The sequence below is a fragment of the Flavobacterium psychrotolerans genome, from assembly GCF_003097635.1.
GTDB lineage: Bacteria > Bacteroidota > Bacteroidia > Flavobacteriales > Flavobacteriaceae > Flavobacterium > Flavobacterium psychrotolerans.
On the sequence record NZ_QCZI01000026.1, the window covers coordinates 1 to 24736 of the forward strand.

Annotated in this window: 22 protein-coding genes and 1 pseudogene; 17 read left to right on the top strand and 6 right to left on the bottom strand. The window is 34.3% G+C overall.

Annotation, left to right across the window (positions count from 1 at the left end; translation table 11 throughout):
• Nucleotides 1-107 precede the first annotated feature (107 nt).
• Both DB895_RS13655 and cysK read left to right on the top strand, forming a co-directional pair.
• Nucleotides 108-290, top strand: a pseudogene (locus tag DB895_RS13655) (transposase); the annotation flags it as partial.
• A gap of 156 nt (nucleotides 291-446) precedes the next feature.
• Nucleotides 447-1358 (top strand): cysteine synthase A, encoded by a 912-nt coding sequence (cysK, locus tag DB895_RS13660; RefSeq protein WP_116725926.1) that lies wholly within the window; start codon nucleotides 447-449, stop codon nucleotides 1356-1358.
• A gap of 104 nt (nucleotides 1359-1462) precedes the next feature.
• Here cysK and DB895_RS13665 read toward each other — a convergent pair whose 3' ends face one another.
• The 4 genes from DB895_RS13665 to DB895_RS13680 all read right to left on the bottom strand — a co-directional run bounded on the left by DB895_RS13665 (nucleotide 1463) and on the right by DB895_RS13680 (nucleotide 3990).
• Nucleotides 1463-2020, bottom strand: a complete 558-nt coding sequence (locus tag DB895_RS13665; protein ID WP_116725927.1) for a YceI family protein — start codon at nucleotides 2018-2020, stop codon at nucleotides 1463-1465.
• Between the two features lie 256 nt (nucleotides 2021-2276).
• Nucleotides 2277-2846, bottom strand: coding sequence for a YceI family protein (locus tag DB895_RS13670; RefSeq protein WP_116725928.1), 570 nt, complete (start codon nucleotides 2844-2846; stop codon nucleotides 2277-2279).
• 31 nt (nucleotides 2847-2877) lie between these two features.
• Nucleotides 2878-3510 (bottom strand): NAD(P)H-dependent oxidoreductase, encoded by a 633-nt coding sequence (locus DB895_RS13675; protein WP_116725929.1) that lies wholly within the window; start codon nucleotides 3508-3510, stop codon nucleotides 2878-2880.
• A gap of 24 nt (nucleotides 3511-3534) precedes the next feature.
• Entirely contained in the window at nucleotides 3535-3990 is a 456-nt protein-coding gene (locus DB895_RS13680) for a MarR family winged helix-turn-helix transcriptional regulator (protein ID WP_116725930.1), read from the bottom strand.
• A 150-nt stretch (nucleotides 3991-4140) separates the two neighbouring features.
• Between DB895_RS13680 and DB895_RS13685 the strand changes: the two genes are divergently transcribed.
• Nucleotides 4141-4455, top strand: coding sequence for a rhodanese-like domain-containing protein (locus tag DB895_RS13685; protein WP_116725931.1), 315 nt, complete (start codon nucleotides 4141-4143; stop codon nucleotides 4453-4455).
• 4 nt (nucleotides 4456-4459) lie between these two features.
• Here DB895_RS13685 and DB895_RS13690 read toward each other — a convergent pair whose 3' ends face one another.
• Nucleotides 4460-5716, bottom strand: coding sequence for a T9SS type A sorting domain-containing protein (locus DB895_RS13690; protein ID WP_116725932.1), 1257 nt, complete (start codon nucleotides 5714-5716; stop codon nucleotides 4460-4462).
• A 315-nt stretch (nucleotides 5717-6031) separates the two neighbouring features.
• Here DB895_RS13690 and DB895_RS13695 point away from each other — a divergent pair, with 315 nt between their 5' ends.
• The 14 genes from DB895_RS13695 (at nucleotide 6032) to DB895_RS13760 (ending at nucleotide 22671) form a co-directional block, all read left to right on the top strand.
• Entirely contained in the window at nucleotides 6032-6430 is a 399-nt protein-coding gene (locus DB895_RS13695; RefSeq protein WP_116725933.1) for a c-type cytochrome, read from the top strand.
• Between the two features lie 356 nt (nucleotides 6431-6786).
• Nucleotides 6787-7266: a nucleoside deaminase gene (locus DB895_RS13700; protein ID WP_208012187.1), complete on the top strand. Its 480-nt coding sequence runs from the start codon at nucleotides 6787-6789 to the stop codon at nucleotides 7264-7266.
• Between the two features lie 16 nt (nucleotides 7267-7282).
• On the top strand, nucleotides 7283-8683 hold the full coding sequence (locus DB895_RS13705; protein WP_116725934.1) for an FAD binding domain-containing protein: 1401 nt from the start codon (nucleotides 7283-7285) through the stop codon (nucleotides 8681-8683).
• Between the two features lie 91 nt (nucleotides 8684-8774).
• Nucleotides 8775-11024 carry a xanthine dehydrogenase molybdopterin binding subunit gene (locus tag DB895_RS13710; protein WP_116725935.1) on the top strand — a complete coding sequence of 750 codons (2250 nt, stop codon included), beginning with the start codon at nucleotides 8775-8777 and terminating at the stop codon, nucleotides 11022-11024.
• 126 nt (nucleotides 11025-11150) lie between these two features.
• Nucleotides 11151-12179 carry a WG repeat-containing protein gene (locus tag DB895_RS13715; RefSeq protein WP_116725936.1) on the top strand — a complete coding sequence of 343 codons (1029 nt, stop codon included), beginning with the start codon at nucleotides 11151-11153 and terminating at the stop codon, nucleotides 12177-12179.
• A 291-nt stretch (nucleotides 12180-12470) separates the two neighbouring features.
• Complete coding sequence (locus DB895_RS13720; RefSeq protein ID WP_116725937.1) at nucleotides 12471-13385, top strand: XdhC family protein; 915 nt, start codon at nucleotides 12471-12473, stop codon at nucleotides 13383-13385.
• A gap of 112 nt (nucleotides 13386-13497) precedes the next feature.
• Nucleotides 13498-14823, top strand: coding sequence for an allantoinase AllB (gene allB, locus DB895_RS13725; RefSeq protein ID WP_116725938.1), 1326 nt, complete (start codon nucleotides 13498-13500; stop codon nucleotides 14821-14823).
• Nucleotides 14805-15821 (top strand): allantoicase, encoded by a 1017-nt coding sequence (alc, locus tag DB895_RS13730; RefSeq protein WP_116725939.1) that lies wholly within the window; start codon nucleotides 14805-14807, stop codon nucleotides 15819-15821. The genes allB and alc overlap by 19 nt, the downstream gene beginning before the upstream one ends.
• A complete protein-coding gene (locus DB895_RS13735; protein WP_208012189.1) occupies nucleotides 15821-17239 on the top strand; it encodes a urate hydroxylase PuuD in 1419 nt (472 codons plus the stop codon). Before alc ends, DB895_RS13735 begins: the two co-directional genes overlap by 1 nt.
• Nucleotides 17240-17285: 46 nt before the next feature.
• Nucleotides 17286-18215 carry a restriction endonuclease gene (locus DB895_RS13740; protein WP_116725940.1) on the top strand — a complete coding sequence of 310 codons (930 nt, stop codon included), beginning with the start codon at nucleotides 17286-17288 and terminating at the stop codon, nucleotides 18213-18215.
• Nucleotides 18216-18347: 132 nt separating this feature from the next.
• Nucleotides 18348-19196 (top strand): 2-oxo-4-hydroxy-4-carboxy-5-ureidoimidazoline decarboxylase, encoded by an 849-nt coding sequence (gene uraD, locus DB895_RS14395; RefSeq protein WP_208012192.1) that lies wholly within the window; start codon nucleotides 18348-18350, stop codon nucleotides 19194-19196.
• Between the two features lie 55 nt (nucleotides 19197-19251).
• Complete coding sequence (locus tag DB895_RS13750; protein ID WP_116725941.1) at nucleotides 19252-20586, top strand: DUF6986 family protein; 1335 nt, start codon at nucleotides 19252-19254, stop codon at nucleotides 20584-20586.
• 419 nt (nucleotides 20587-21005) lie between these two features.
• Nucleotides 21006-22124 (top strand): VIT1/CCC1 transporter family protein, encoded by a 1119-nt coding sequence (locus DB895_RS13755; RefSeq protein WP_116725942.1) that lies wholly within the window; start codon nucleotides 21006-21008, stop codon nucleotides 22122-22124.
• A 46-nt stretch (nucleotides 22125-22170) separates the two neighbouring features.
• The gene (locus DB895_RS13760; RefSeq protein WP_116725943.1) at nucleotides 22171-22671 is read left to right on the top strand and encodes a hypothetical protein; all 501 of its coding nucleotides are present in this window, start codon (nucleotides 22171-22173) and stop codon (nucleotides 22669-22671) included.
• A gap of 86 nt (nucleotides 22672-22757) precedes the next feature.
• Here the strand turns inward: DB895_RS13760 and DB895_RS13765 are convergent, their stop codons facing one another.
• Complete coding sequence (locus DB895_RS13765) at nucleotides 22758-24458, bottom strand: putative transporter (protein ID WP_116725944.1); 1701 nt, start codon at nucleotides 24456-24458, stop codon at nucleotides 22758-22760.
• Nucleotides 24459-24736: the final 278 nt, after the last annotated feature.

Consider the following 24736-nt stretch of genomic DNA (forward strand, 5'->3'; position numbering starts at 1 on the left):
AAGATACTGAATTTCAGTATCTTGACCAATATCTAGCCAATATTTTCTACTTCAAATAATTACACCCAACGGGTTATAATTAGCTCTATTTTATAAAATTTTTATTATCCGTTAGATGGGTTCATATTGCAATTAGTAATACTAAAAGGAATTTTCTGGGTAATTTTCATAAAATTAAAGGAAAATATCTCCAGTTATACCTTAACGAGTTCGTTTATAAACTTAATAGACGATATTTTGAAGAAAAATTATTTGACAGGCTATTGATAGCTAGTATTACAGGGTTATGACTGAAAACGGACAATCAATATTTATTATAAACAAAAGCAAATGGACATGAAATTGATGCTTTTTTTGATACTTTTACGTTGAGTTTTGAATCATGTTGCATTAACCTATTTAATGGAAACATTCAAAATATAAAAACAACCATAAAAATAGTATCAATGAAGGCAAATAGCATTTTGGAGACCATTGGAAACACACCTGTTGTGCAAATAAACAAGTTGTTTGGGAGCGCAAAAAAGGTTTGGATAAAATTAGAAAAATCAAATCCGGGAAGTAGCATTAAAGACAGAATTGCATTAGCAATGATAGAAGATGCCGAGCGGAAAGGATTATTGAATTCGGATAGTGTAATTATTGAACCCACTTCCGGAAACACAGGAATAGGATTGGCTTTAGTAGCAGCCGTTAAAGGATATAAAGTTATCCTTGTAATGCCAGAATCTATGAGTATAGAGCGCAGAAAGCTAATGGAAATTTACGGAGCAGAATTTGTGTTGACTCCCAGAGAAAAAGGAATGAAAGGTGCTATCGAAAAAGCTGCTGAATTAGTTTTAGAAACATCTAATGCTTGGTCTCCAAAACAATTTGATAATCCTGCAAACGTTGAAGTGCACGAAAGAACGACTGCACAAGAGATTATCTCCGATTTTCCGGATGGATTGGATTACATTATTACAGGGGTGGGGACAGGCGGACACATTACTGGTGTGGCAAAAGTTTTAAAAGCAAAATTCCCTAATTTAAAAGTAATTGCTGTAGAACCTGAATTGTCTCCCGTATTGAGCGGAGGAACTCCAGGACCACACCCTTTGCAAGGAATTGGAGCTGGTTTTGTGCCTTCCATTTATCAAAGTAATTTAATTGATGAAGTGATTCAGGTAGGTAAAGAGGAATCTTTTGAATATGCCAGAAGTATAGCAAAACAAGAAGGAATTTTAGTGGGGATTTCAACGGGTGCCTCCCTTGCAGCGGTTGCAAAAAAGCTGAATTCTATTCCTGACGGTTCCGTTGTTTTGACTTTTAATTACGATACGGGAGAACGTTATTTGTCAATTGAGGGCTTATATTAAATTATAAAAAAACTTTTGCTTCCTTATTTTAGGAGGCAAAAGCTTTTTCAGGAATACTGTTTTTTACAAATCTATGAATGGTGAACATGTAAATTTCGTACCGTTTAAAACTTTAAATCGACATTCAATTCAAAATTATCATAAATGGTGCGATCTCCTAAATCATCAAAAAAACTTCCTGATCCATATTGAATGCCATATTTTGTCCTGTCAACAGTTAATTTGGCAACAGCCGAGTTTTCTTTTGTCATAAGATCAAATTTAACGGGATTTGTTATGCCTTTAATGGTTAAATCGGCAGTGACGGCATAGTGATTCTTTTCCTTTTCGGCAATAGATTTGAAAACTAGTAGGGAAGTATTAAATGCCTCAACATTAAAGAAATCAGAAGATTTTAAATGTCCTTCTAGTTTTAATTTATCTTTTCCTGATTGGTCTATGTTATTGAGTGTAGTCATATCGGCCACGAAACTGCCTCCAACAACCTTACCATTCTTAAAAATCAACGCACCTTCTTTTATGGTAATGGTACCTACATGCTCACCGGTCACTTTTTTCCCAGTCCAAGTGATGACACTTTTTTGGATGTTCATTTTCCTAGTTTGCGCTGAAATTGTTGTAGCGGCAAACAATACTAACATTACAAAAACAATTTTTTTCATTTCATTTCATTTTAATTGTTGAAAATTTCAATTTTTTGACAATACCAATTCAAATATATTTAGTAAGTTGAATGGCATTACATTTAAAAATAGATTAGAAATGATTTCAATGGGGTACTAAAGTTACGAAATATTGCGCTTAAAGTTATAATTGATCTATGATTATTAACATTTTAAATGTTTGCTATAATCTCAAAAAAAAAATAACCCTTACAATAAATTGTAAAGGTTAAATTTTATATCCAATTCGTGAATTTTAGAACTTTAATGAAACCGTTAAATCAAAATTATCTGAAATTGCTTTGTCACCAAGGTTATCGAAGAAACTTCCTGAACCGTATTTGATGTCATATTTAGTTCTGTCAACTTTTAAGCTTGTAGTTGCTGTATTTTTATTTACAGTAATGTCGAAAGTTACAGGGTTTGTTTTGTCTTTGATAGTCAAATCAGCCGTAACAGTATATACATTCTTTCCCTTGGCAGCGATAGTTTTGAAAACTAAAGTTGAAGTTTGAAATTTGTCAGTTCCAAAGAAATCAGCTGATTTCAAGTGACCTTCCAGTTTTTCTTTTCCTTCTCCGGCTTTCATGTCGGTATTGGTCATTGAAGTCATATCAACGGTGAAAGTACCTCCTTTTAATTTTTTTCCTTTGAAAATCAAAGAACCTTCCTTTAAATTGATTGTTCCTTCATGTTGACCCGTCACTTTTTTTCCGAGCCAATTTACAGTGCTTTTAGTAACGTCAATTTTTTTTGTTTGTGCAGTAGCTGTTGCTGCTGAAAATGCTACTAATAGAGCGATTGCGATTGTTTTTAAATTTTTCATAGTTTTAATTTTAATGTTTGTGGATTAGTGATTATAATGTGATAAATAAATTTTCGTTTGATTTTCTTACTTTTTTATGATGTTGTGTGGCATCCTCTTCATGACGGTAACCAATTGTTGCTATAACGGATGCGTTCAAATTAAGTTTGTCTAAGCCTAGGATTTCATTGAATTGAGCTGGAACAAAACCTTCCATTGGCGTTGCATCTATTTTTAGTTCGGCAGCAGCATTTAGTAAATTGCCAAGTGCTAGATAAGTTTGCTTTTGGTTCCAAATATTTATTTCTTCAACCGATTTGTGTTTTAGCGAACCTTTCATGAAATCGCCATAACCTGAAAGTGATTCTGCTGGAATTCCACGCGTTTCTGAGGCATTGTCTATATATTCATTAATATCCTCGTCGTCAACTTTGGTATAATTTGCAAAAACAATTAAATGGGAAGCCTCAACAATCTGGCTTTGTCCCCAGGCTGCCGCTTGCAGTTTTGCTCTTACATCTGTGTTTTCCACAATAATGACTTTGTAGAGTTGTAATCCATAAGATGAAGCACTCATGCGGATAGACTCTTTTAGGAAATCTAAATCTGCTTTTGATATTTTTTTAGTTGCATCAAATTTTTTTGTGGCATAACGCCAGTTTTGATTTTCAAGAAAAGTACTCATTGTATTTAGTTGTTTTATTATTAATTATTGTTTTCTAAATTTCTCTAATAGGAAGTTTAATTGTTCCAGTTCTTCAGAAGTTAAATTTTGAGAGAATTTTTTTTCATGTTCGTTTACTTTCGGATCTAATTCAGACAAAACGTCTAATCCTTTCTGGGTAATTAGTACTTCAATTTTTCTTCTATTTTCAGGACAAACCTCTCTGGTTACAAATTCTTTTAAAAGCAATTTATCTACTAATCGGGTAGTGTTGCTTGTTTTTGCTAACATCCGTTCTTGAATAACGCACATGTTGGCGGGACATCCTTTTTGTCCTCTTAAAATTCGCATCACATTGTATTGTTCACTAGACAAATCATATGGCTTTAGGATTTCATGGAATTGGTCATTGATTACATTTTGTGTATAAATTATGTTTAATACCACTTTTTTTGAATTATCCATTTCAACATTCGATTTTATCGCTTCTTCAATTTTCATAATTGTTAGTACAAAATTTGTATGTACAAATGTAACATTATTTTTATTTGTACATACAAATGTTATGTTATTTTTTTGTTAAAAATCAATTCTGATTTTTTAAGATTATTTTTAATTAAAAATACTATTTTTGAATAAAAAAGAAAAGTTATGAATTTGACACAACAAGATTGGACTGCACAACTGGAAGAGGATGCAAATGCCGTGATATTAGATGTAAGAACTGAAGATGAGTGTAACGAAGGAATTATTCCAAATGCCTTAATGATTGACATAAACAAAGGCCAAGCATTTGTTTCTCAAATTGAGGGATTGGATAAATCAAAAAATTATTATGTATACTGTCGCTCTGGAGCAAGAAGTGCAAAAGCTTGCGAAATCATGCATGAATTAGGTTTTGAAAACGCATACAACTTATTAGGCGGTTTTATGCAATGGGATGGGGATGTGGTTTCTCCGGAATAAACTTTTAATTTATTATAAACGGTAAACTATTTGATGAGCTAGCAGTAGTTATTTTACAAAAGTAAATGCCAGCATTTAAGTTGTCTAAAGAAATAGATTTAGTATTGAATCCCATTTCATTATTTGAATAGGAATACGTTTTAGTTGTTCTCCCTAAAGTGTCAAAAATAGAAACGGTTATGGGTTCATTTTCTGAAAGCGTATAATTTATTTTCAATTCTTTGTTCTGTATTGGATTTGGAACAACCGAAAAATTGAAATGGCTCAAACTGTTATTTTCAACGCTGAGCGTACTGGATGTAGCTAACCAAATTATAGAGTTCATCAATAATCGTTGATGATTACCGGCTGCGTCAGTGATGTATCCGTCGTACAAAACATCGTTTGAATCTCCAGTTCCATCGTCTGGAATAGAACTATCTCCAATGGCTACTACTTTTCCTTTTTGATAGGTTGCTGATGCAATCATTGTATTTAATAGTCCGGTTTTAGAGGAACCAGTTTTAAAAACTAGTCCTAAAGCAGTACTGTTATTTGTTGTATTTAAAGTCATGGTAGTGCCACTTGTCCATTTAACTTGGGTGACATTTCCAGCTGTCCCATGCAGAATAGGGTTTGTTAAGATACTTGCTACATTAGATGAAGTTTGAGAAAAATTGGCATAATCAAAAGTAATTCCGAATGGGTTGTTTTGAACTGTATTATCTGACATTAAATCATTCCAAATATGTGGGGAATCATATCCGTCAAAGTTTCTATCTGAAACATCGTGATCTGAAATCATACACAATCCACCGCCATTTTTCACGAAATTAATAATAGCGGTTTTTTCGGCAGCGGTGAACAGAGAGTTAGGTTCATCCACTACAAAAACTTTATAATTACTTAAATCTTGTGGATTGTTTACGTTACCATAAGTTATGGCTACGTTAAAAGGTAAAGATTCTACAGTATAGCCTTTTTTTACGCAATCTATTGCCCAATAGGACAATGAACCTTGCCAATATGTTTCGGGTGTACTGGCTGTAATTCCAGATTGTGCAGGAGTCGGCATTCTTTGCGGATTAGATGCCCCAATACCATTACTGGTATATGGTAGGTGAGTCGTACTATTGAAAAATATGTTATGTGCATCGGCATCAATTACCCAATCTGCATTGCCAGCCATTTGTGCTTTTGTAGCATCAAATAATATTTTTGTTTGGGCATTACTGTTAAAAGTAATAAAAAGTGTAAATAGGCAGGAAATAGTTTTGTACATTTTTTTGAATTTAAGGATTCAAATGTAATCAAATGAAGTGTTAATTTTTTAGAATCTAGTTTTTTTTAGTTGTTTTTAAGTTAATTTAACCCTTTTGAGCTTAAAAAATAGTTGTAAAACCAATTTCCCTAACGATATAATAATTGATTTACAGATTTTTCAATAAATTATCCTAATTTGCTTTAAAATCAATATTGGACGTGGTTAATTAGAATGAATAAATATATTTAATTTGTAGTTTATTTATGATAAATATCATTGATTTTTTCATAAAATAAGAATAACTTTGAGATACTAAATTTAAATTATTTTGCAATGAAAAATAGATGTTCAATTTTGATGGGAATTGTATTGATAATTATGGTTAATACTAGCATCATTGCTCAGAGTAGTAAGTGGGCTGCCCCAGAATATTCAAAAAGTCTAGTAAATCCATTTAAAGGTAATGTAAGCGCTACCGCAGAGGGAAAGAAAATTTTTAATCAAATGTGTGTTTTATGTCATGGTTTGGAAGGAAAGGGTAATGGAGAAGCCGGTCTAAGTTTAGAGCAAAAACCAGCGAATTTCCTTGCTCTCAATGTTGTAAATCAGGCAGATGGGGCTATTTTTTGGAAAATTACAGAGGGTAATCCGCCAATGGCATCCTATGAAGGATTGTTGTCAGAAGAACAACGTTGGAAATTGGTAAATTACATTAGAGAATTAGAAAAATAAATACAAGCTTTTGCTTGAAGCTTTACGGTTATTTATTTTTGAAATTGACCTAAATAAAAAAGGGTTTGCATTTTTTAATTAAAGTGAACCCTTTTTTTATGACATAGGACAGATTTTTTTGTTTTCCCTTTGAGTGTTCTATTTGATTTATTATATTTCAGATTTAGAATGAAAAACTGAAGAATATTGTTCAAAGTTGGTTTCCAATCTAGAGCTAAAGAAAAAAGATCAAAAACAATGCGGAATAATGATTGTTTTGAAAAATTGTTAAATTTATGAAGTATTTGCGCTATAAAATGATGAAGATGCAAAGGATTTCAAATTTTTACATATATTTACGCCCCTAAAATAATACCATGTGTTCAAATAAACAAAATGAATTTATGCAGGAAGCCATTCGCCTGTCAATAGAAAATGTTACGTCTGGCAAAGGAGGCCCTTTTGGTGCTGTTATCGTTAAAGATGGTAAAATCATTGCCCGAGGCGCTAATGGAGTAACTTCAACGAATGATCCAACAGCGCATGCTGAAGTGGTTGCTATACGAAATGCTTGTGCGGCATTAGGTACTTTTCAGTTGGATGGTTGCGAAATATACACCAGTTGCGAACCATGCCCGATGTGTCTGGGAGCCATTTATTGGGCTAGACCTGATAAAATGTATTTTGCAAATACCAAAAAAGATGCAGCTGACATTCAATTTGACGACCAATTTATTTACGAAGAATTGGAGATTCCGTACCAAAATAGAAAATTAGAAACCGTTCAAATGATGCGCGAAGAGGCATTAGAGGCTTTTAAAATCTGGTCCCAAAGCATCAACAAAATCGAATATTGATTCCTAATAATTTTTCATGATTCAATTTATTTTAAATCAACAAGTCATTCATAAGCAAAATCCAGGAAACACTACGTTACTGGATTTTATCCGTTATGATGAAAATTTACGCGGTACCAAAATAGGTTGTCGTGAGGGCGATTGTGGCGCTTGTACCGTATTAATTGGTTCGTTGAAAGAAGGCAAATTAGAGTACATTAGTGCTACTTCTTGTCTTACGCCTCTGCCAAATGTTCACGGAAAGCATGTCGTAACGGTCGAAGGATTAAACCTTCCAGGTAAACTCAATCAGGCGCAACAAGCCATGGTAGATTGCTCTGGAACCCAATGCGGATTTTGTACGCCAGGATTCGTAAACTCTATGAGTGGCTATGCTTTAACCAGTAAAGACCCTAATTTAGAAGGTGCTATCAGCGCTATCGATGGCAATATTTGTCGTTGTACGGGATACAAATCTATAGAACGAGCCACGGCAAAATTGACGGAACAATTACAAAACAAGGATCAAAAACATCCAATATCTTGGTTGGTAGAAAATGATTTTATCCCTGAATATTTTTTGCAAATCGAAGACCGTTTAAAAGACTTTAATCTAAAATACAATACCGAAGGCGAAATTCCTATAGGGGGTGGAACAGATTTATATGTTCAAAAGCATGACGAATTACACGACATGGATTTGAACTATTTGTTTGATAAAAGCTTATTGAATAGAATCAGTTTTGAAGGTTCTTGGTGTACTTTGAAATCAGCAGTTACGGTTTCGGATTTGATAACAAATGATACACTTTTGGAAGCTATTCCGAATTGGTATAACTATTTAAAATTGGTTTCTTCAACTCCCATTAGAAACATAGGAACTATTGCCGGAAATTTAGCAAATGGTTCGCCTATTGGGGATTTTACAATTCTATTATTATCATTAAATGCAAAGATTAAATTGACCAATAAGGAAAATGAATCGCGTCAATTGCCACTAAAAGAATTTTATTTAGGCTATAAGGTCCTCAATAAAACGGAAGATGAAATTATTACAGAAATCACTTTTGAACTGCCAAATTCTGAAAGTCAATTTAATTTTGAAAAAGTTTGCAAGCGACAGTATTTAGATATTGCGAGTGTAAATACAGCTTTTACTATTAAAACAAAAGGAAATATAATTATTGAAGCACATGGTGCGATGGGTGGGGTTGGACCAATTCCAAAATACCTATCAAAAACATGCGAGTTCCTTACCAATAAAACTTTATCAACCGAAGTAATTCTAGAAGCAGAACAAGTTTTACAATCTGAGCTAGCGCCTATTAGTGATGCTAGAGGTACAGTAGAGTATAAAAGATTATTGGCTCGTCAATTGTTTTTTGCCCATTTCATTATGCTTTTTTCGGATACAATAAAAATGAATGACTTGATATGAAATCGCCACTGATGACACGTTTGTTGCAAACAAACACTAATGAAGATAGAGCGAATACCATATTCCATAAAAATACAAATAGTATATTCGTATGATAAATATTGATGCACACAATCACGTAAAAGGAAAATCCATTTATCTGGATGATATTCAGGAATTGCAAGGCACGTTATACGCATTACCATTTGATGCTACCGTTGCTCATGCAAAAATTTCTGCTATCGATTATACTCAGGCTATACATAGAACTGGAATTATTCGAATTATTACAGCCAAAGATATTCCAGGAGAAAATCAAATAGGAGGAATTCTACCTGATGAACCTTTATTTGCCGATGGCGAAGTCCATTTTAGAGGACAAGTTATCGCATTAATCATTGGAACATCAGAACACCATTGCCGACAAGCTGCCAAATTGATTAAGGTTACTTATGAAGAGTTGCCTATCATAACGGATGCAAGAGAAGCCCATGCACAAAATAAACTCATCATGCCACCAAGATCTTTTTCCCTTGGAAACACAACACAAGCTTGGGAAGAATGCGCTCATGTTTTTGAAGGCAGAACCGACGTTAACGGACAAGAGCATTTGTATATAGAAACGCAAGGAGCCTATGCCCGCCCCAAAGAAGATGGAAGTATCATTGTGTCATCTTCTACCCAAGGCCCAACTGCTGTTCAGCGAATGGTAGCTAGGGTTTTAGGTATTGCTATGCATAAAATCGAAATTGATACTGTTCGTTTAGGCGGAGGATTTGGAGGTAAAGAAGACCAAGCTACTCCTTGGGCTGTTATGGTGGCCTTAGCTACCCAGATTTTGCATAAGCCAGTAAAAATGGCGATGCATCGAATGGATGATATGCGCATGACGGGGAAGAGACACCCGTATTCTGCCGATTTCAAAATAGGATTGAGCAAAGATTTAAAGATTTTAGCTTACGAGGTGACTCATTATCAAAATGCAGGAGCTGCTGCCGATTTGTCTCCAGCGGTGATGGAGCGAACCTTATTTCATTCCACTAACGCCTATTACATTCCGAATGTATTCGCGAAAGCATTCAGTTGTAAAACCAATTTACCTCCTAACACGGCTTTCCGTGGATTTGGTGGCCCTCAAGGGAAATTTGTTATTGAAGCAGCTATTGTTAAAGCCGCAGAAGCTTTAGGAGTGAGTCCGGCATTAATACAAAAAACAAACCTGGTTGTCGATGGAAATGAATTGTCTTATGGCCAAATTCTACAACAAACACAAGCACATCCTACTTGGAATGCTTGTATGGACAGTTTTGATTATGAGGCTCAAAAGGAAAGAATTAAATTATTTAATGAATCTAATTCTCGTTATAAAAAAGGATTAGCCATTCAACCAATATGTTTCGGAATTTCTTTTACCAATACAATGATGAATCACGCACGTGCTTTGGTACACATTTATCATGACGGAAGCGTTGTAGTAAGCACTGGTGCGGTCGAAATGGGGCAAGGCGTTAATACTAAAATGTTGCAAATTGTAACTCAAACTTTAGGAATTAAACCTTCTCGTGTTAGAATCGAATCTACTAATACACTTCGAGTGGCTAATACATCGCCAACAGCTGCTAGTGCTGGTGCTGACCTTAACGGGAAAGCTTTGCAGATGGCGTGTGTCGCTTTATTGGAACGACTGAAAGCAGTGGCTCAAAAAGAATATACGGATCAAATTATAGAACTTAAAGAAGAAATGGTTTTTGCTAACGAAACCAAAACTGAAATCACTTGGCAAGATTTAATCATGAAAGCTTTTGTTCAAAGGGTAGCTTTAAGTGAGAATTCACATTATGCCACTCCTACAATTCATTATGATAAATCGAAAGAAAAAGGACACCCGTTTGCGTACCATGTTTATGGAACTTCTATTCATGAAGTAACCGTGGATTGTTTAAAAGGAACTTACAATTTTGATAGCGTAAACATTGTGCATGACTTTGGCAAGAGTATGAATCCAACGATTGATAATGGTCAAATAGAAGGGGGTCTAGTCCAAGGAATTGGATGGATGACTCTTGAGGAAATTATTTACAACGAGCAAGGAAGATTGGTTTCTAATGCACTATCCACTTATAAAGTGCCAGATATTTATTCAGTGCCAAAAGAAATCAATATTAAACATTTGGAAACTGAAGGTCATGAGCTAGCCATTAACAAATCCAAAGCAGTTGGAGAACCGCCTTTAATGTATGGTCTTGGTGCTTATTTCGCAATTCGAGATGCGGTTAAAGCTTTTAATCCAAATGTTGAATTAGCGGTTAATGCTCCCTATACACCTGAGAAAGTGTTGATGGATTTGTATAGAAGACGGTAGTTGTGCGTCATACTCGGGGTGATGTTTTTAATGTCAAGTTGGTCATAAGAAATTAACTTTTACATAAAATAAACGGGGAAGCTGAAAACCGAATAAAGTAAGCATAAAACTTAAATTGGATATCAAATGAAAGTGGCAAACAGAAATTTTTTAAAAATGTTGAAAACTAATATATGTAAATCGTTATTGCAGATCTTTTTATTATCATTTATTCTTTTAAGAAGTATTAATATATCTGCACAGAACCTTTCTATCTTTTCTGAAAAAAATAAAACAAATACATTTTATGGACTTAAAGACAACAAAGGAAAAGTTATTCTTCCTGCGAAATATAATGCTATTGGTGACTTTCATGAAGATCGAGCGTTCATAAGTCTAAATGGGAAATATGGGTATATTGATAAGACGGGGAAAATAATAATTCAACTTAAATATGCTTGCAGATATACATTTCCTGAAGGAGAAGGAGATGTCTTTCATATTCAAGTGGAAAATTTTTCTAACGGCATAGCTAAAGTGCAGGTCGCAAAAAATAATGCTTTGGATAAAAATGGAATGCTCGACCCTGATAACCGTATTCCTAATAATATCAAATATGGAGTAATAGATAAAATGGGGAAGGAAATCATTCCTTTAAAATATGACTTGCTGGTGATTGAAACTGACGGGCGAATATTTGTAACTATAAAAGATAAAAACGGAATATTTGATAAGTATGGTAAAGAACTATTAGAGCCAATTTATGATAATTTTTCAAGCCCATTCGATGGATTTGTAATAGTGAATCTTAGTGGCGATAATTATACCTTAGACTTAGAAACTAAAGAAAAAGTTTTGATAAAATACGAACTTGATCAATTTAAATTTAATGAGCTTGGATTTATTAAAGTCCGTTCAAAATCAAATGGACTTTATGGATTTATAAATAGGTATGGATATGAAATGGTGAAAGTAAAATATGTTGGAACAAGAGAATTTAGTGAAGGGCTTCTTTGTGCTTATGATGGAGTGCATTATGGCTACCTAAACTCAAGCGGAGATGTTGCGATTGATTTTAAATACGACCTTGCACAATCATTTTCAAACGGAAAGGCATCTGTCAGGCTAAATAGAATTTCCTTTTTTATTAATAAGGAAGGTGCTGAAATCAAATAAATTAGGTAATTTTCGAATTTACAAAAAAAAAAACTACTAAAAAAACTGCTATAACTTGAAGAAAAGTTATGTGAGAATAGTACTACGGCAACGACATTTTGGAGTGACTACGAAGCTGTAGCTTCTCCAGAAAACCTTGCGGATTTTTCAAAAGGAGTTTTGTACTTGGAAAAGTTAGTGATAAATATATCGTAACTGTAACAAGCACCAGAACGTTAAATTAGAGTTTAATAAAAAGCCAATATTTCGGTAATCTTGCTTTATAGCAATTTATTATTCAATGAACAATCAATGGTTTTAGATTTTTATAAAAAAGCGCAACAGGTACTTCAAGAGGAACAACGATTCGTCCTGATGGTTGTAATTGCCAATGAAGGCAGTAGTCCCGGTAGAAAAGGATTCAAAATGTTGGTGACTAAGAATCAAATGTTCGGTACTATTGGCGGTGGCATCATGGAACATAAGTTAGTGGATTATGCTCAAAGATTATTGACTAAAACTTCTTTTGAACCGTTTATTAAACATCAAATTCATGATAAATCAGCTCCTGCAGATCAATCGGGGATGATATGTTCAGGTCGTCAAACGATTGCTTTCTATGATATTACGACAGACTGTCTTCCTACGATAGATAGTATTATAACTCAAGATAATGTTACGATAAGCTATTCAAATCTTGGAATTGATTCTAAAATTGAAGATACAGAAACTTTAGCATGGTATTTTGAAGAGAAAAATTCGTTGGTTCAAAAAGTGTACATTATTGGTGGAGGACATGTGGGTTTGGCATTGAGTGAAGTACTCTCGCATATGGATTTTGAAATTCATGTCCTTGACCACAGAGAAAACTTGAACACCATGATGATGAACACTTTTGCCCATTCTAAACAAACTGTTGCTTTTGAAGAGATAGAAAACTATATCCCTGAAGGAGATTCAATTTATGTGGTCGTCATGTCGTTTGGTTACAGAACCGATGATGTTATCATCAGGCGATTGATTAACAAAAATTTTCGATACATTGGAATGTTAGGAAGCAAAGAAAAAATTGCAACATTGTTTCAAAATATGATTGCTGACGGTTATGACAAGAGCCAAATTTCAAAAGTTTATGCGCCAATAGGTATTGATATCAAAAGCGAGACGACTCAAGAAATTGCCATCAGTGTGGCATCACAACTTATAAGTGTTAAAAATCGCAATTAATTAACTTTTTTAGTATTGAATTCTAATAATTAAGCAATCATTGATTGTGATTTTATTATTTAAAACTATATTTGTTGCCCTCAAAGTAAAATTGTACTAAAAATAAAACACCTTGCAAGAAAGAAAAATATATAGTAATAGAGTTTGGGTCGATAATAAATTACAACGGGCAACAGTATGTTTTAATAATGGAAGTATAACTGCCATTCATTACGAAAAACAAAATGATGCAGAAAACATGGCGGATGCCATTTTAATGCCTGGTGTTATAGATGTTCACGTTCATGTTAATGAGCCAGGAAGAACAGAATGGGAAGGATTTGAAACGGCAACACAAGCTGCGGCGGCTGGTGGTACAACGACCATTATTGATATGCCATTGAATGCAAGTCCTGTTACAACTACTTTAGCAAATTTTAAAGAAAAACTAGAAGCTTCTAAAGGGAAATTGAATGTAAATGCGGGTTTTTATGCTGGACTTGTCCCAGGTAATTCCTCACATTTAGAAGCGATGTTTCAGGCAGGAGTTGTAGGCGTGAAATGCTTTTTGACACATTCAGGACTTGATGAATTTCCTAATGTAACCGAAGCAGATTTAGAAGAAGCAATGCCAATTATTGCTAAATTCAACGTACCATTATTAGCGCATTGTGAATTATACGATAGTGAGGTTGCTGGCGATTTTGATGAAAACCCAACAAGCTACCAACATTATTTAGCCAGCAGACCAAAACAATGGGAAAACGATGCTGTCGATTTAATGATTAGAATGTGTCGCAAACATAAATGTCAGGTGCATATTGTTCATGTGGCTTCGGCGGAGGCTTTATCTAAAATTGAGTCAGCTAAAAATGAAGGTTTGCCCATTACGGCAGAAACATGCACGCAATACATTTATTTTAATGCAGAGGATATTCCTGATGCAAATACTATTTATAAGTGTGCGCCTCCCATTAGAGAAAAAGCGAATAATGAGCAATTAAAACAAGCATTCCTTACGGGGGTTTTGGATTTTATAACTACCGATCATTCACCGGCACCTCCAAATATCAAAGAAATCGACACTGGAAATCTAAAAAAAGCTTGGGGAGGTATAGCTGGGATTCAGTTTTTGCTTAATGGTTCGTGGACTGCTTTGAAAAACACCATGACATTAGAACAATTTATCCCGCTAGTTACCTCAAAACCAGCTCATTTTATAAAAGCAGCTTCTAAAGGAACTATTGAAGTGGGAAAAGATGCCGATTTTGTGATTTGGAATCCAAAGGAAAGTCAAATGATTACCGAAGAAGCTATCTTTTTCAAACATAAAATAAGCCCTTATATCAATCAAAATCTTAGTGGTGTCATTCTCGAAACCATCGTAAATGGAGAAACTGTATATAAAAATCAATCAATTAAAAATAAAAATAAAGGACAATGGCTTTTACAAAAGTAACAGAAATTATAAAAGAATCACCTGCATTTACGCAACTTACTGACTTGGCCGCTGAACGATTAGGCGGAAAAGTGTTATTTGCAACAGATGATTTTTTTGCCGAAAAAGAAAACTTAATTGCGCCAACCCGAGGTGTTTTTATTACAGATAAATACACGGAAAGAGGAAAGTGGATGGACGGTTGGGAAAGCCGAAGAAAAAGAATTCCCGGACACGATTGGGCAGTGATTCAATTGGCTACTTCTGGTAAAATTACGGGATTTGATATTGATACGAACTTCTTTTTAGGCAATCATCCGCCACATGCGTCTATTGAGGCTGTAAATCTTACAAATACTGATGGAATTACCGATTGGGACACTGTAGCATGGAAAGAAATTCTGTCAAAATCTCATTTGGATGCGGGTTCTCAAAATTTCTACGAATCTCTAAGTAACGAAATTTTTACCCACCTTCGTTTGCATATTTATCCTGATGGTGGTGTGGCAAGGTTTCGTGTTTATGGAGAAGTATTCAAAAATTGGGATGCCGTTTCCACCTCACAGGAAATAGATTTAGCCGCTGCCATTAATGGTGGACAAGCGATTGCCTGTAACGATATGTTCTTTAGCGACATGAGTAATTTAATCATGCCAAATCGTGGTGCTAACATGGGAGACGGTTGGGAAACCAAAAGAAATAGAACGCCCAATAATCGCGATTGGGTAATTTTAAAACTAGCCCATAAAGGAACAGTGGACAGAATAGTGGTTGATACCTGTCACTTTAAAGGAAATTACCCAGACAGTTGTTCTATCGAAGCCTGTGTTTCTGAAAATAATAATGTTGAAAATGCCAATTGGCAAACCCTTTTACCACAACAAAAGTTGAGCGCAGACAATGAACATGAATTTGTTTTCGAAATAAATGCGCTAAATCCTATAACACATATTAGGTTAAATATTTTCCCTGACGGAGGAATTAGCCGATTAAGAATCTTTGGTAAAATCAGTAAATAATGGAAATAAACACATTTATTTTAGTCGTATTATATGTTGTTTACTTTGGCGTTCTACTAACATTGGGGTATTTGTCTTATAAAATGCCGAAGATTAAAATTGGTAAATCGGACAAGGCTTCTGAAGAGGATGAAGAAATAAAAAATACCAGCCAAAATTATATTTATACAGGTATATTATTGATGATTGTTGGGATTCTTGTCAATACTTATTTATTGGTAAAAGGAAGTCCTTTAGAAAGTCACATGATGGAATGGCTGAATATTGTCATTCGACTAATGCACATTACTTTTGGAATTGCTTGGATTGGCGCATCGTTTTATTTTGTATTTCTGGAGAATGCGTTAAATAGAACTGATGATGTTCGCGATGAATTGGCTGGGAATCTTTGGGCGGTTCACGGCGGTGGTTTCTATTATTTAGAAAAATATAAAGTTGCCCCAAAAACCATTCCGAAACATTTGCATTGGTTTAAATATGAAGCTTATTTTACTTGGCTTACAGGATTTTGTTTGTTGTTTGTGGTCTATTATTTTAATGCTTCGGCCTTTCTGATAGACAAGAATATTTTAGACATTACAGCAACACAGGGAATATTGATTGGCGTTGGTTCTTTTGTGGTGGCTTGGATTGTATATGATTTGATGTGTAAATCCCGTTTAATCAAAAATCAATTGGCATTTTCCATCATTGGTTTTGCAATATTAATTGCTTTCGCCTACTTCTATTGCCATGTTTTTAGTCCAAGAGCAGCCTATATCCATTTTGGCGCCATGATAGGAGGAATAATGGTTGCCAACGTTTTCTTTGTCATCATTCCATCGCAGAAAGCTATGGTAAATGCAGCCAAAAAAGGATTGCCTTTAGATCCAAGTTTGGGTAAAAAAGCATTAGCCCGTTCGTTGCATAACAACTATTTTACGTTGCCTGTTTTGTTTGTCATGGTCAGCAATCACTTTCCGTCAACCTTTGGTTCTGAATATCCTTGGCTTATTTTGGCAATCATTTCATTAGGTGCAGCGGGAGTAAAGCATTATTTGAATCTAAAAGAAAAACAACAACTCAATGTTTGGATTTTGCCAGTTTCAGTAGCCATTCTTTTAGCTGCTTGTTTTATAACTGCACCAAGTACAAATCCTCACGAATGTAAAAAAGAAGTTAGCATCGCAGAAGTACAAGCCATTGTGCAAAAACGTTGTGTGCAATGTCATTCGGCTTCACCAACAGACGATGTTTTTAAAGTAGCTCCTAACGGTGTGATGTATGATACTCCAGAGGAAATTGTAAAGAAAAAAGATTTAATTATGCAAAGAGTAGTTATTTCTAAAACGATGCCTCAGAATAACAAAACCAATATTACGCAAGAAGAAAGAGATGTTATTCGATGCTGGATAGAACAAGGAGCGAGTTTGAAATAGACCGCAAATAAATGAATTGCTTGCAATTATAACGAAATGAAAAAATATGTCAATACCAAAACACGATGAAATAAGGATTCCTGTTCTAGAATTATTAAAGAAAAATGGAACCATGAAATTAAGTGATTTTACAGAACCTCTTGCAAAACATTTTAATTTAACCGAAACTCAAGTTAATGAAGTTTACCCATCTGGAAATGGTCACATATTTTACGACAGAGTTTCTTGGGCATTAAGTTACTTGAATATGGCGGGTCTTTTAGATAAACCAAAAAGAGGAATGTATAAAATCAATGAAACAGGATTTGAATTACTAAAAACTCCAAATAAAATAGATGATTTTATTGAAAAACAATTAGCAAAAAGAGAACCAAGTAGGCAAAGTAAAAAGATAACTCAAGAAGAATTTAAGTTAGATGATACTTCGGATGGTTTAACTCCTCAAGAGAAATTATATGCTTCCTTTTCAAATATTAGAAAATCAGTCTATACAGATATTTTAAATACTATTTTAAGCAAAACTCCAACAGAATTTGAAAAGCTTGTTGTTTCATTATTACAAAAAATGGGTTATGGAGGTGAAATAAAAGATTCTGGATTAGTGACAAAAGCATCTAATGATGGCGGAATTGATGGAATAATTAAAGAAGATGTTTTAGGGCTTGGGAGAATTCATATTCAAGCTAAAAGATATAAACTTGATACAGTAATTGGTAGAGAGGAAATCCAAAAATTTGTTGGAGCATTAGCGGTTGCTCAATCTAATAAAGGTGTTTTTATAACTACATCTTATTATTCAAAAGGTGCAATTGAATATGTTGCTAATTTAAACGGAATGACAACTTTAGTGTTAATTGACGGAAATCAACTTGCTGAACATATTTATAATTATGGTCTTGGAATGCAAGTTGAACAAACTATTGAAATTAAAAAAATGGATTCTGATTTTTGGGATTCAATGAAAGATGATGAATAAAACTATATAAAACTATGTTTTTTAGTAAGGCAGAAGGGTTTCATTATATCTGCAATACATAATCTAAAACACTAATTTGCGAATTTGCGGTAAACTAATTTTACCCTAAATTTACATTTCTAAGAAATAAATATGACACTATCCCAATTTAATAATTTAGATAAACAAACGGCCTACAACCATTTATTTGCTTGTTGTGGTTCAGAAACTTGGGCATCTGCAATGATGTCCCGTTTTCCTTTTGTTTCAGAAAAAGATTTGGTCGATTTATCTGCCAAGATTTGGTATGACGAATGTTCGGAAACCGATTGGAGAGCATCCTTTACCCATCACCCAAAAATTGGAGATGTAAAAAGTCTAACCGAAAAATTTGCTGGAAAGGAACAAGCCGGAGTTGCCGTTGCAACAACCCAAACGATTGAAGCATTAGCTCAGGCCAATACCGATTATGAAAACAAGAATGGTTTTATTTTTATCGTTTGCGCCACAGGAAAATCAGCAACGGAAATGCTACAAATCCTTTTAGACCGATTGAAAAATTCGGCAGAAGAAGAGTTGCACATTGCCATGGGTGAACAACAAAAAATTTCCATTATTCGATTTAAAAAATTACTAACGGAAGGGAATTTCGACTTTTTGAAAGTCAGCCAAATTACCACTCACGTTTTAGATACCTCGGTGGGATTGCCAGGTTCAAACATTTCGATACGATTGCAAGCCAAAAGAAATAACGTTTGGCAAACCATAGCCCAAGGAATTACCAATGCCGATGGAAGAATTCCCGATTTATTGCCACAAGAAAAAGCACTGAAACCAGATTCCTATAGAATGGTTTTTGACACGGGAAATTATTATGCACAACAAAACATAAAAACATTTTATCCAGAAGTGGAAATTCAATTTACTACTTTTGATGAAACGCACTATCATGTGCCACTGTTGGTAAATCCTTTTGGATACAGCACGTATAGAGGAAGTTGATTTTCAATAGCAATGACAATAGCAATGACAATAAAAAATTAAAATTTAAGATAATATGACCATACCAAATTCAAAAAAAGAACAATTGTTCCATAGTTTAAGTCAAGCGAATACCGCATTTAACGAAATTTACCAAGGAGATAGAAGCGACCGCCAGCCCGTGCATACTTTATACGGAGGTGCCAACCTTTTTAAGTCGGATGCGCCCATTGCTTTGGGAAACAGAGCTTTAGAAATATTAGAAACCTACGCACCCAATCATGAGGTTTTTGGAAAAGCCTTTGGTTTGACTGGTGGAAACGATTTCAGCAAACGCATTTATGATAAAGTAGTGGCGAAATTAAAATCGGAAGCGATTGAAGATTTCCGAATTGATTTTGAAGATGGTTACGGAAACCGAAGCAATGAAGAAGAGGATGAAACGGCCGTATCGACTGCTAAAGAAGTAGCTAAGGGGATGAGAGAAAAAACACTTTCACCATTTATAGGTATTCGTGTTAAACCGTTTACCGAAGAAATGAAAGAAAGAGGTTTACGAACATTAGATATTTTTGTAAGCACCTTGGTAAAAGAAACCAACGGAAAATTACCAGATAATTTTGTGGTCATGTTACCAAAAGTTACCATTCCAGAACAGCCAGAAACCTTGGCCAATTTCTTTACTATTTTAGAGGAAGAATTGGGATTGGAAAAAGGAGTTTTAAAAATGGAAATGATGGTCGAAACCACGCAAGCCATCATGGACATTGACGGAACCAATCCTTTATACCGATTTATAAAAGCCGCCCAAGGACGTTGTATTGCCATGCATTTTGGTACTTATGATTATACGGCAAGTTGTAGCATCACAGCGAAATACCAAGAAATGGATCACCCTGTTTGTGATTTTGCGCATCATGTTACTAAAGTAGCTTTGGCACATACCGGAATTTGGTTGAGCGACGGAGCTACAAACACGATGCCTATTGGACCACACAGAGGCGATTTAACTCCAACGCAAGAGGAAGAAAACCGTCAAGTAGTGCACAGAGCTTGGAAAAAAGGATACGACCATATTCGTCACTCATTGTGGAATGGGTATTACCAAGGTTGGGATTTGAATCCTGCCCAATTTCCGATGCGTTATGCTGCGGTTTATGCCTTCTTTTTAGAAAGTTATGACGATGCCGTGGATCGTTTAAAAACCTTTGTAGATAAAGCGGCCCGTGCTACTTTAATTGGGGATGTTTTTGATGATGCGGCGACAGGACAAGGGTTGTTAAACTACTTTCTTCGAGCTTTAAATAGTGGTGCAATTACTGAAGATGAAGTGTTGGCAACAGGATTAACATTAGATGAAATTCGGGGTCGTTCTTTCAAGAAAATATTAGAAAACAGAAAAGCTAAATAAAGAAAGTTTATCGGCCTAAAAGCCAACCATAATTTTAAAAAAACCTCGTTTATATGAATTTAAACGAGGTTTTTTGTGTTTTTAGATAAAATTTATTAAAAAAAAATGTATACCTCAATTACTTATTTATCTCTTTAGTTTTGTTGTATATACCAATTTTATTAAATGTCTGAGTAAGTTCGTGTGATTTATTAGTAATTTTTTCTTGGTTTGTAAATTCAAGTTCTGGTTCATACTTTTAAAAATAAACTAAAAATTTTAAAAACGATAAAATTGGAGTGATTGATATCATTTTTATAGAAAAATATTTATAAAATTTAAATATGAAAATGTATATTTACATGTCTTTACTGAAATATGGAGTAAGAAATTAAGTCTAAAATTAAAACTACTTAGCTGCTAACAAAGAAAAAATTGACATGGATTTAAATAAATTAAAAAGCCAATTACAAACCGAAGTCGATACCGCTTTTTTGTATGATAGCATCGCTGCCATTCAATCGGATGACAATCTAACCAGAGTCTTACAAAGTTTAGCCGAAATAGAAAAAGGTCACGCCAAACACATGCTTGATAAAGTACTGACTTATGATTCCAAATATGCAATGCCTTTGCCATCTTCGAGAGCAAAATTTCAATTAAAATTAGGAAAAGTTTTTGGTTACAGTTCCATCATCAGTAATTTGTCAAGTATCGAAAAGCAATTTGCCGTAAATTCCATAAAAAATAAAATTGAAAATGGTGAAAAACCGACAGGTTTTGAACACAATCATCTTAACATTATTGAAGCGGTTAACAAAAATAAAGCGCTAAATGTTTCTGGTGGATTACTCTCTAAATTTGAAAGTCGTCACAAATCCGTCGGAGGAAATGCTTTGCGTGCCGCCGTTTTAGGATCAAATGACGGTTTGGTTTCTAATATGAGTTTAGTCATGGGTGTTGCAGGAGCTGCAGTATCTAATAATACGATTTTATTGACAGGGATAGCAGGTTTGATGGCAGGAGCAATATCTATGGCGTTAGGCGAATGGCTTTCGGTACAAAGTTCAAGAGAATTAAATTTGCGCCAAATAGAACTAGAAACAGAGGAACTTGAAGCTTCTCCTGAGGAAGAGAAAAAAGAATTAGTTTTGTTATATCAAGCTAAAGGAATGAGCATTCTGGAAGCCCAAAAACTGGCCGACACAGCATTCGAAAATCCTCAATCTGCAATAGACGCCATTATTACTGAGGAATTGGGTATTGACAAGGAAGAATTAGGAGGTTCAGCCTGGGAAGCCGCAATTGCTTCTTTTGTACTTTTTTCTATCGGAGCAATTATTCCGTTGTATCCTTTTATGATTTTAGATGGTAAAAATGCTATTTTATTGAGTATTTGCAGTAGCGTAATTGGACTTTTCTGTATTGGAGCAGCCATAACCTTACTGACAGGAAAGGGCATTTTGTTTTCAGGAATGAGACAAGTAGCTTTTGGATTGACCGCGGCGGCAGTAACTTATGGAATAGGATCATTGATAGGTGTTTCCTTGGCAGGATAATTAGATTACAATTTTCAAATAAATATTAAATTTTAGACAAAAAAAGATGAACGACGCACATTTACACTTGGTTGTAAACCATTTTCCAATTATCGGGACGATTTTTGGATTAGGCATTTTAATTATGGGACAGGTTTTGAGAAACAATACCGTAAAGAACGTTGCTTACGTACTATTTATAGTTGCGGCAGTATTTGCCGCCTTTAGTATGTACACAGGCGAAGGGGCAGAGGAAGCAGTTGAAGACATGCCGTCGGTGGGGAAACAAATCATCCACCAGCATGAGGAATTGGCTGAAAATTTAGCCATTTTGCTCTATGTATTGGGAACAATATCATTAGTGGGGTTGTATTTGAATATAATAAACCATGCCAAAGCAAAATTAGTTTCTTTATTGGCTGTTATTGTTGCTGTTATTGGAGTATTTTTTGCAAAAGAAGTAGGTACTTCGGGTGGAGAAATTCGCCACACCGAAATTAGAGCTAATGCCACAGTTTTAACGGAAGAACAAAACAGTGGTACTGCAGAGAAATCGGATAACGATTAGAGAATATCGGATTATTTAAAAAGCAAAAAAGGATGTCTTGATGAAGGCATCCTTTTTTATTTGAATAAATAGCATCAAATTCAACGCTAACTGGCAAATAATAAAATGAGCAATTGTGCTACCAATATTCTGCTAATTGTTACCAAAGGGTAGACCGTTGCATAAGATTGGTTAGGGATGTCAGAATCTAAATATTTGGTACTAAAAGCTAATGCCGCAGGATCTGTATAAGAACCACTCATAATACCAACCATTTGGTAAAAATTAAGTTTAAATACAAATCTACTAATTAACACTAATAACGTTAACGGGATCAGGGTGATATAGCAGCCGTAATAAATCCACATCCATCCGTTGTTTCCGATAAAATTATCATAAAAACCATGACCTGCTTTAATACCCACAGCTGCAAAAAATAGACAAATTCCAAAATCCTTCATAAAATGAATTGCGCCGTTATTAATATAGGAGTGAATTACTCCAACACCGCCATATCTACTAATGAATAGAGCAGCCATAAGAGGTCCGGCGGCCAATCCTAATTTTAAAGGAACAGGCAAAGAAGGAATCATAATAGGAATTGAACCAATAATAACTCCAAAAATCAATCCGCCAAAAAGAGAAAGGAAATCGGGCTCTAATAGTATTTTTTTTGAATTTCCAATAATTTTTTCCGCTTCATGAATGGCATGTTTTTCACCAACTACCATCAAGGTATCTCCATAATAAAGTTCTAAGGAAGGCTGCGCTAAGATTTCTAATCCAGAACGTATTACACGAGTAACTTTAACATCGTATTGATTATACAAATCCAATTGTGCCAATGTTTTATGAGTAGCTGTTTTTTTAGTGACACTAAGTATTTTTGTTGTAACATCATCTTGAGATTCTATCAACAAATCTGTTGAAACTTTTCCGACAATATCAATAAATGTATCTATATCTTTTTGTTTAGCCACCACCATCAAAACGTCTTTCTCTTTTATAATTGATTCTAATGAAGGGGAATATACCACCCTTGTTCCGCTTTGTTTTTGTCTGGAGATAATTACATTATCAATATGAAATTCTTTGAATACCTGTTTGATAGTTTTTCCTATAACTTCAGGTTTGGTAACCCTACATTTTTGATGAACGATTTTGTTTTCAGAATCTTTATTTTTTTCATTAAGTAAAACAGCTTCTTTTGATAAATCAATTTTCAAAAAGTTTTTTGCCAAAATAATAATAAGGATAATACCGAAAACCCCAATTGGATAAGTAATAGCATAAGCAACTGTAGGGTCTGAAAAGTGATCCAAAGGAAGGTTCAATTGTTTTTGAATTTCAATAAGAGTAGATTTTGCTGCTCCTAATCCAGGTGTATTTGTAACCGAACCCGACATTAATCCAACGGCATTTTCAATTTTAACATTGGCTAATAAATGGATTAAATAGGTGATTATTCCACCTAAAAATACGGTTCCAACTCCCAAAGCATTAAAAATCAATCCTTCTTTTTTGAAAGAAGAAAAGAAAGATGGCCCAACTTGAATACCGATTCCATAAACAAATAGAATTAAACCAAATTCTCGAACGAATTGAATTAATTCGGCATTCATGCTAAATCCTAAATGTCCTAAAAAAAGACCTACAAACATTACAGCAGATACTCCTAAAGACACACTGCCAATTTTGATTCTTCCTACAAAAAAACCAACACTAATGGCCAAGAATAAAACAATTAACGCTTGTGTCATCTCCGGCTCTTCGGTCGGAGTGAATAATATTTTAAACCATTCAAACATAATATAAATTTTAGTTAATATTCCTTAAATTTCCTTATTCAAAATTAGAAATTATATAACCATTAAACATGATAATTGTCATAATCACCATCTTTAAGCCTTTTAAAATTAAGAAAACGTTTGCGTAGATTTTCTGATTTTAAACAAATAATAAAAAAATAGTGATATTTATTTTGATTGTCCTTAATTATCCATAATTTATTAAAAGCATTAAATTTGATAAAAAAAACGATGAATCTATTCCGTTTTACAGCAAATTTTGGAAGTGAAGAATCTTA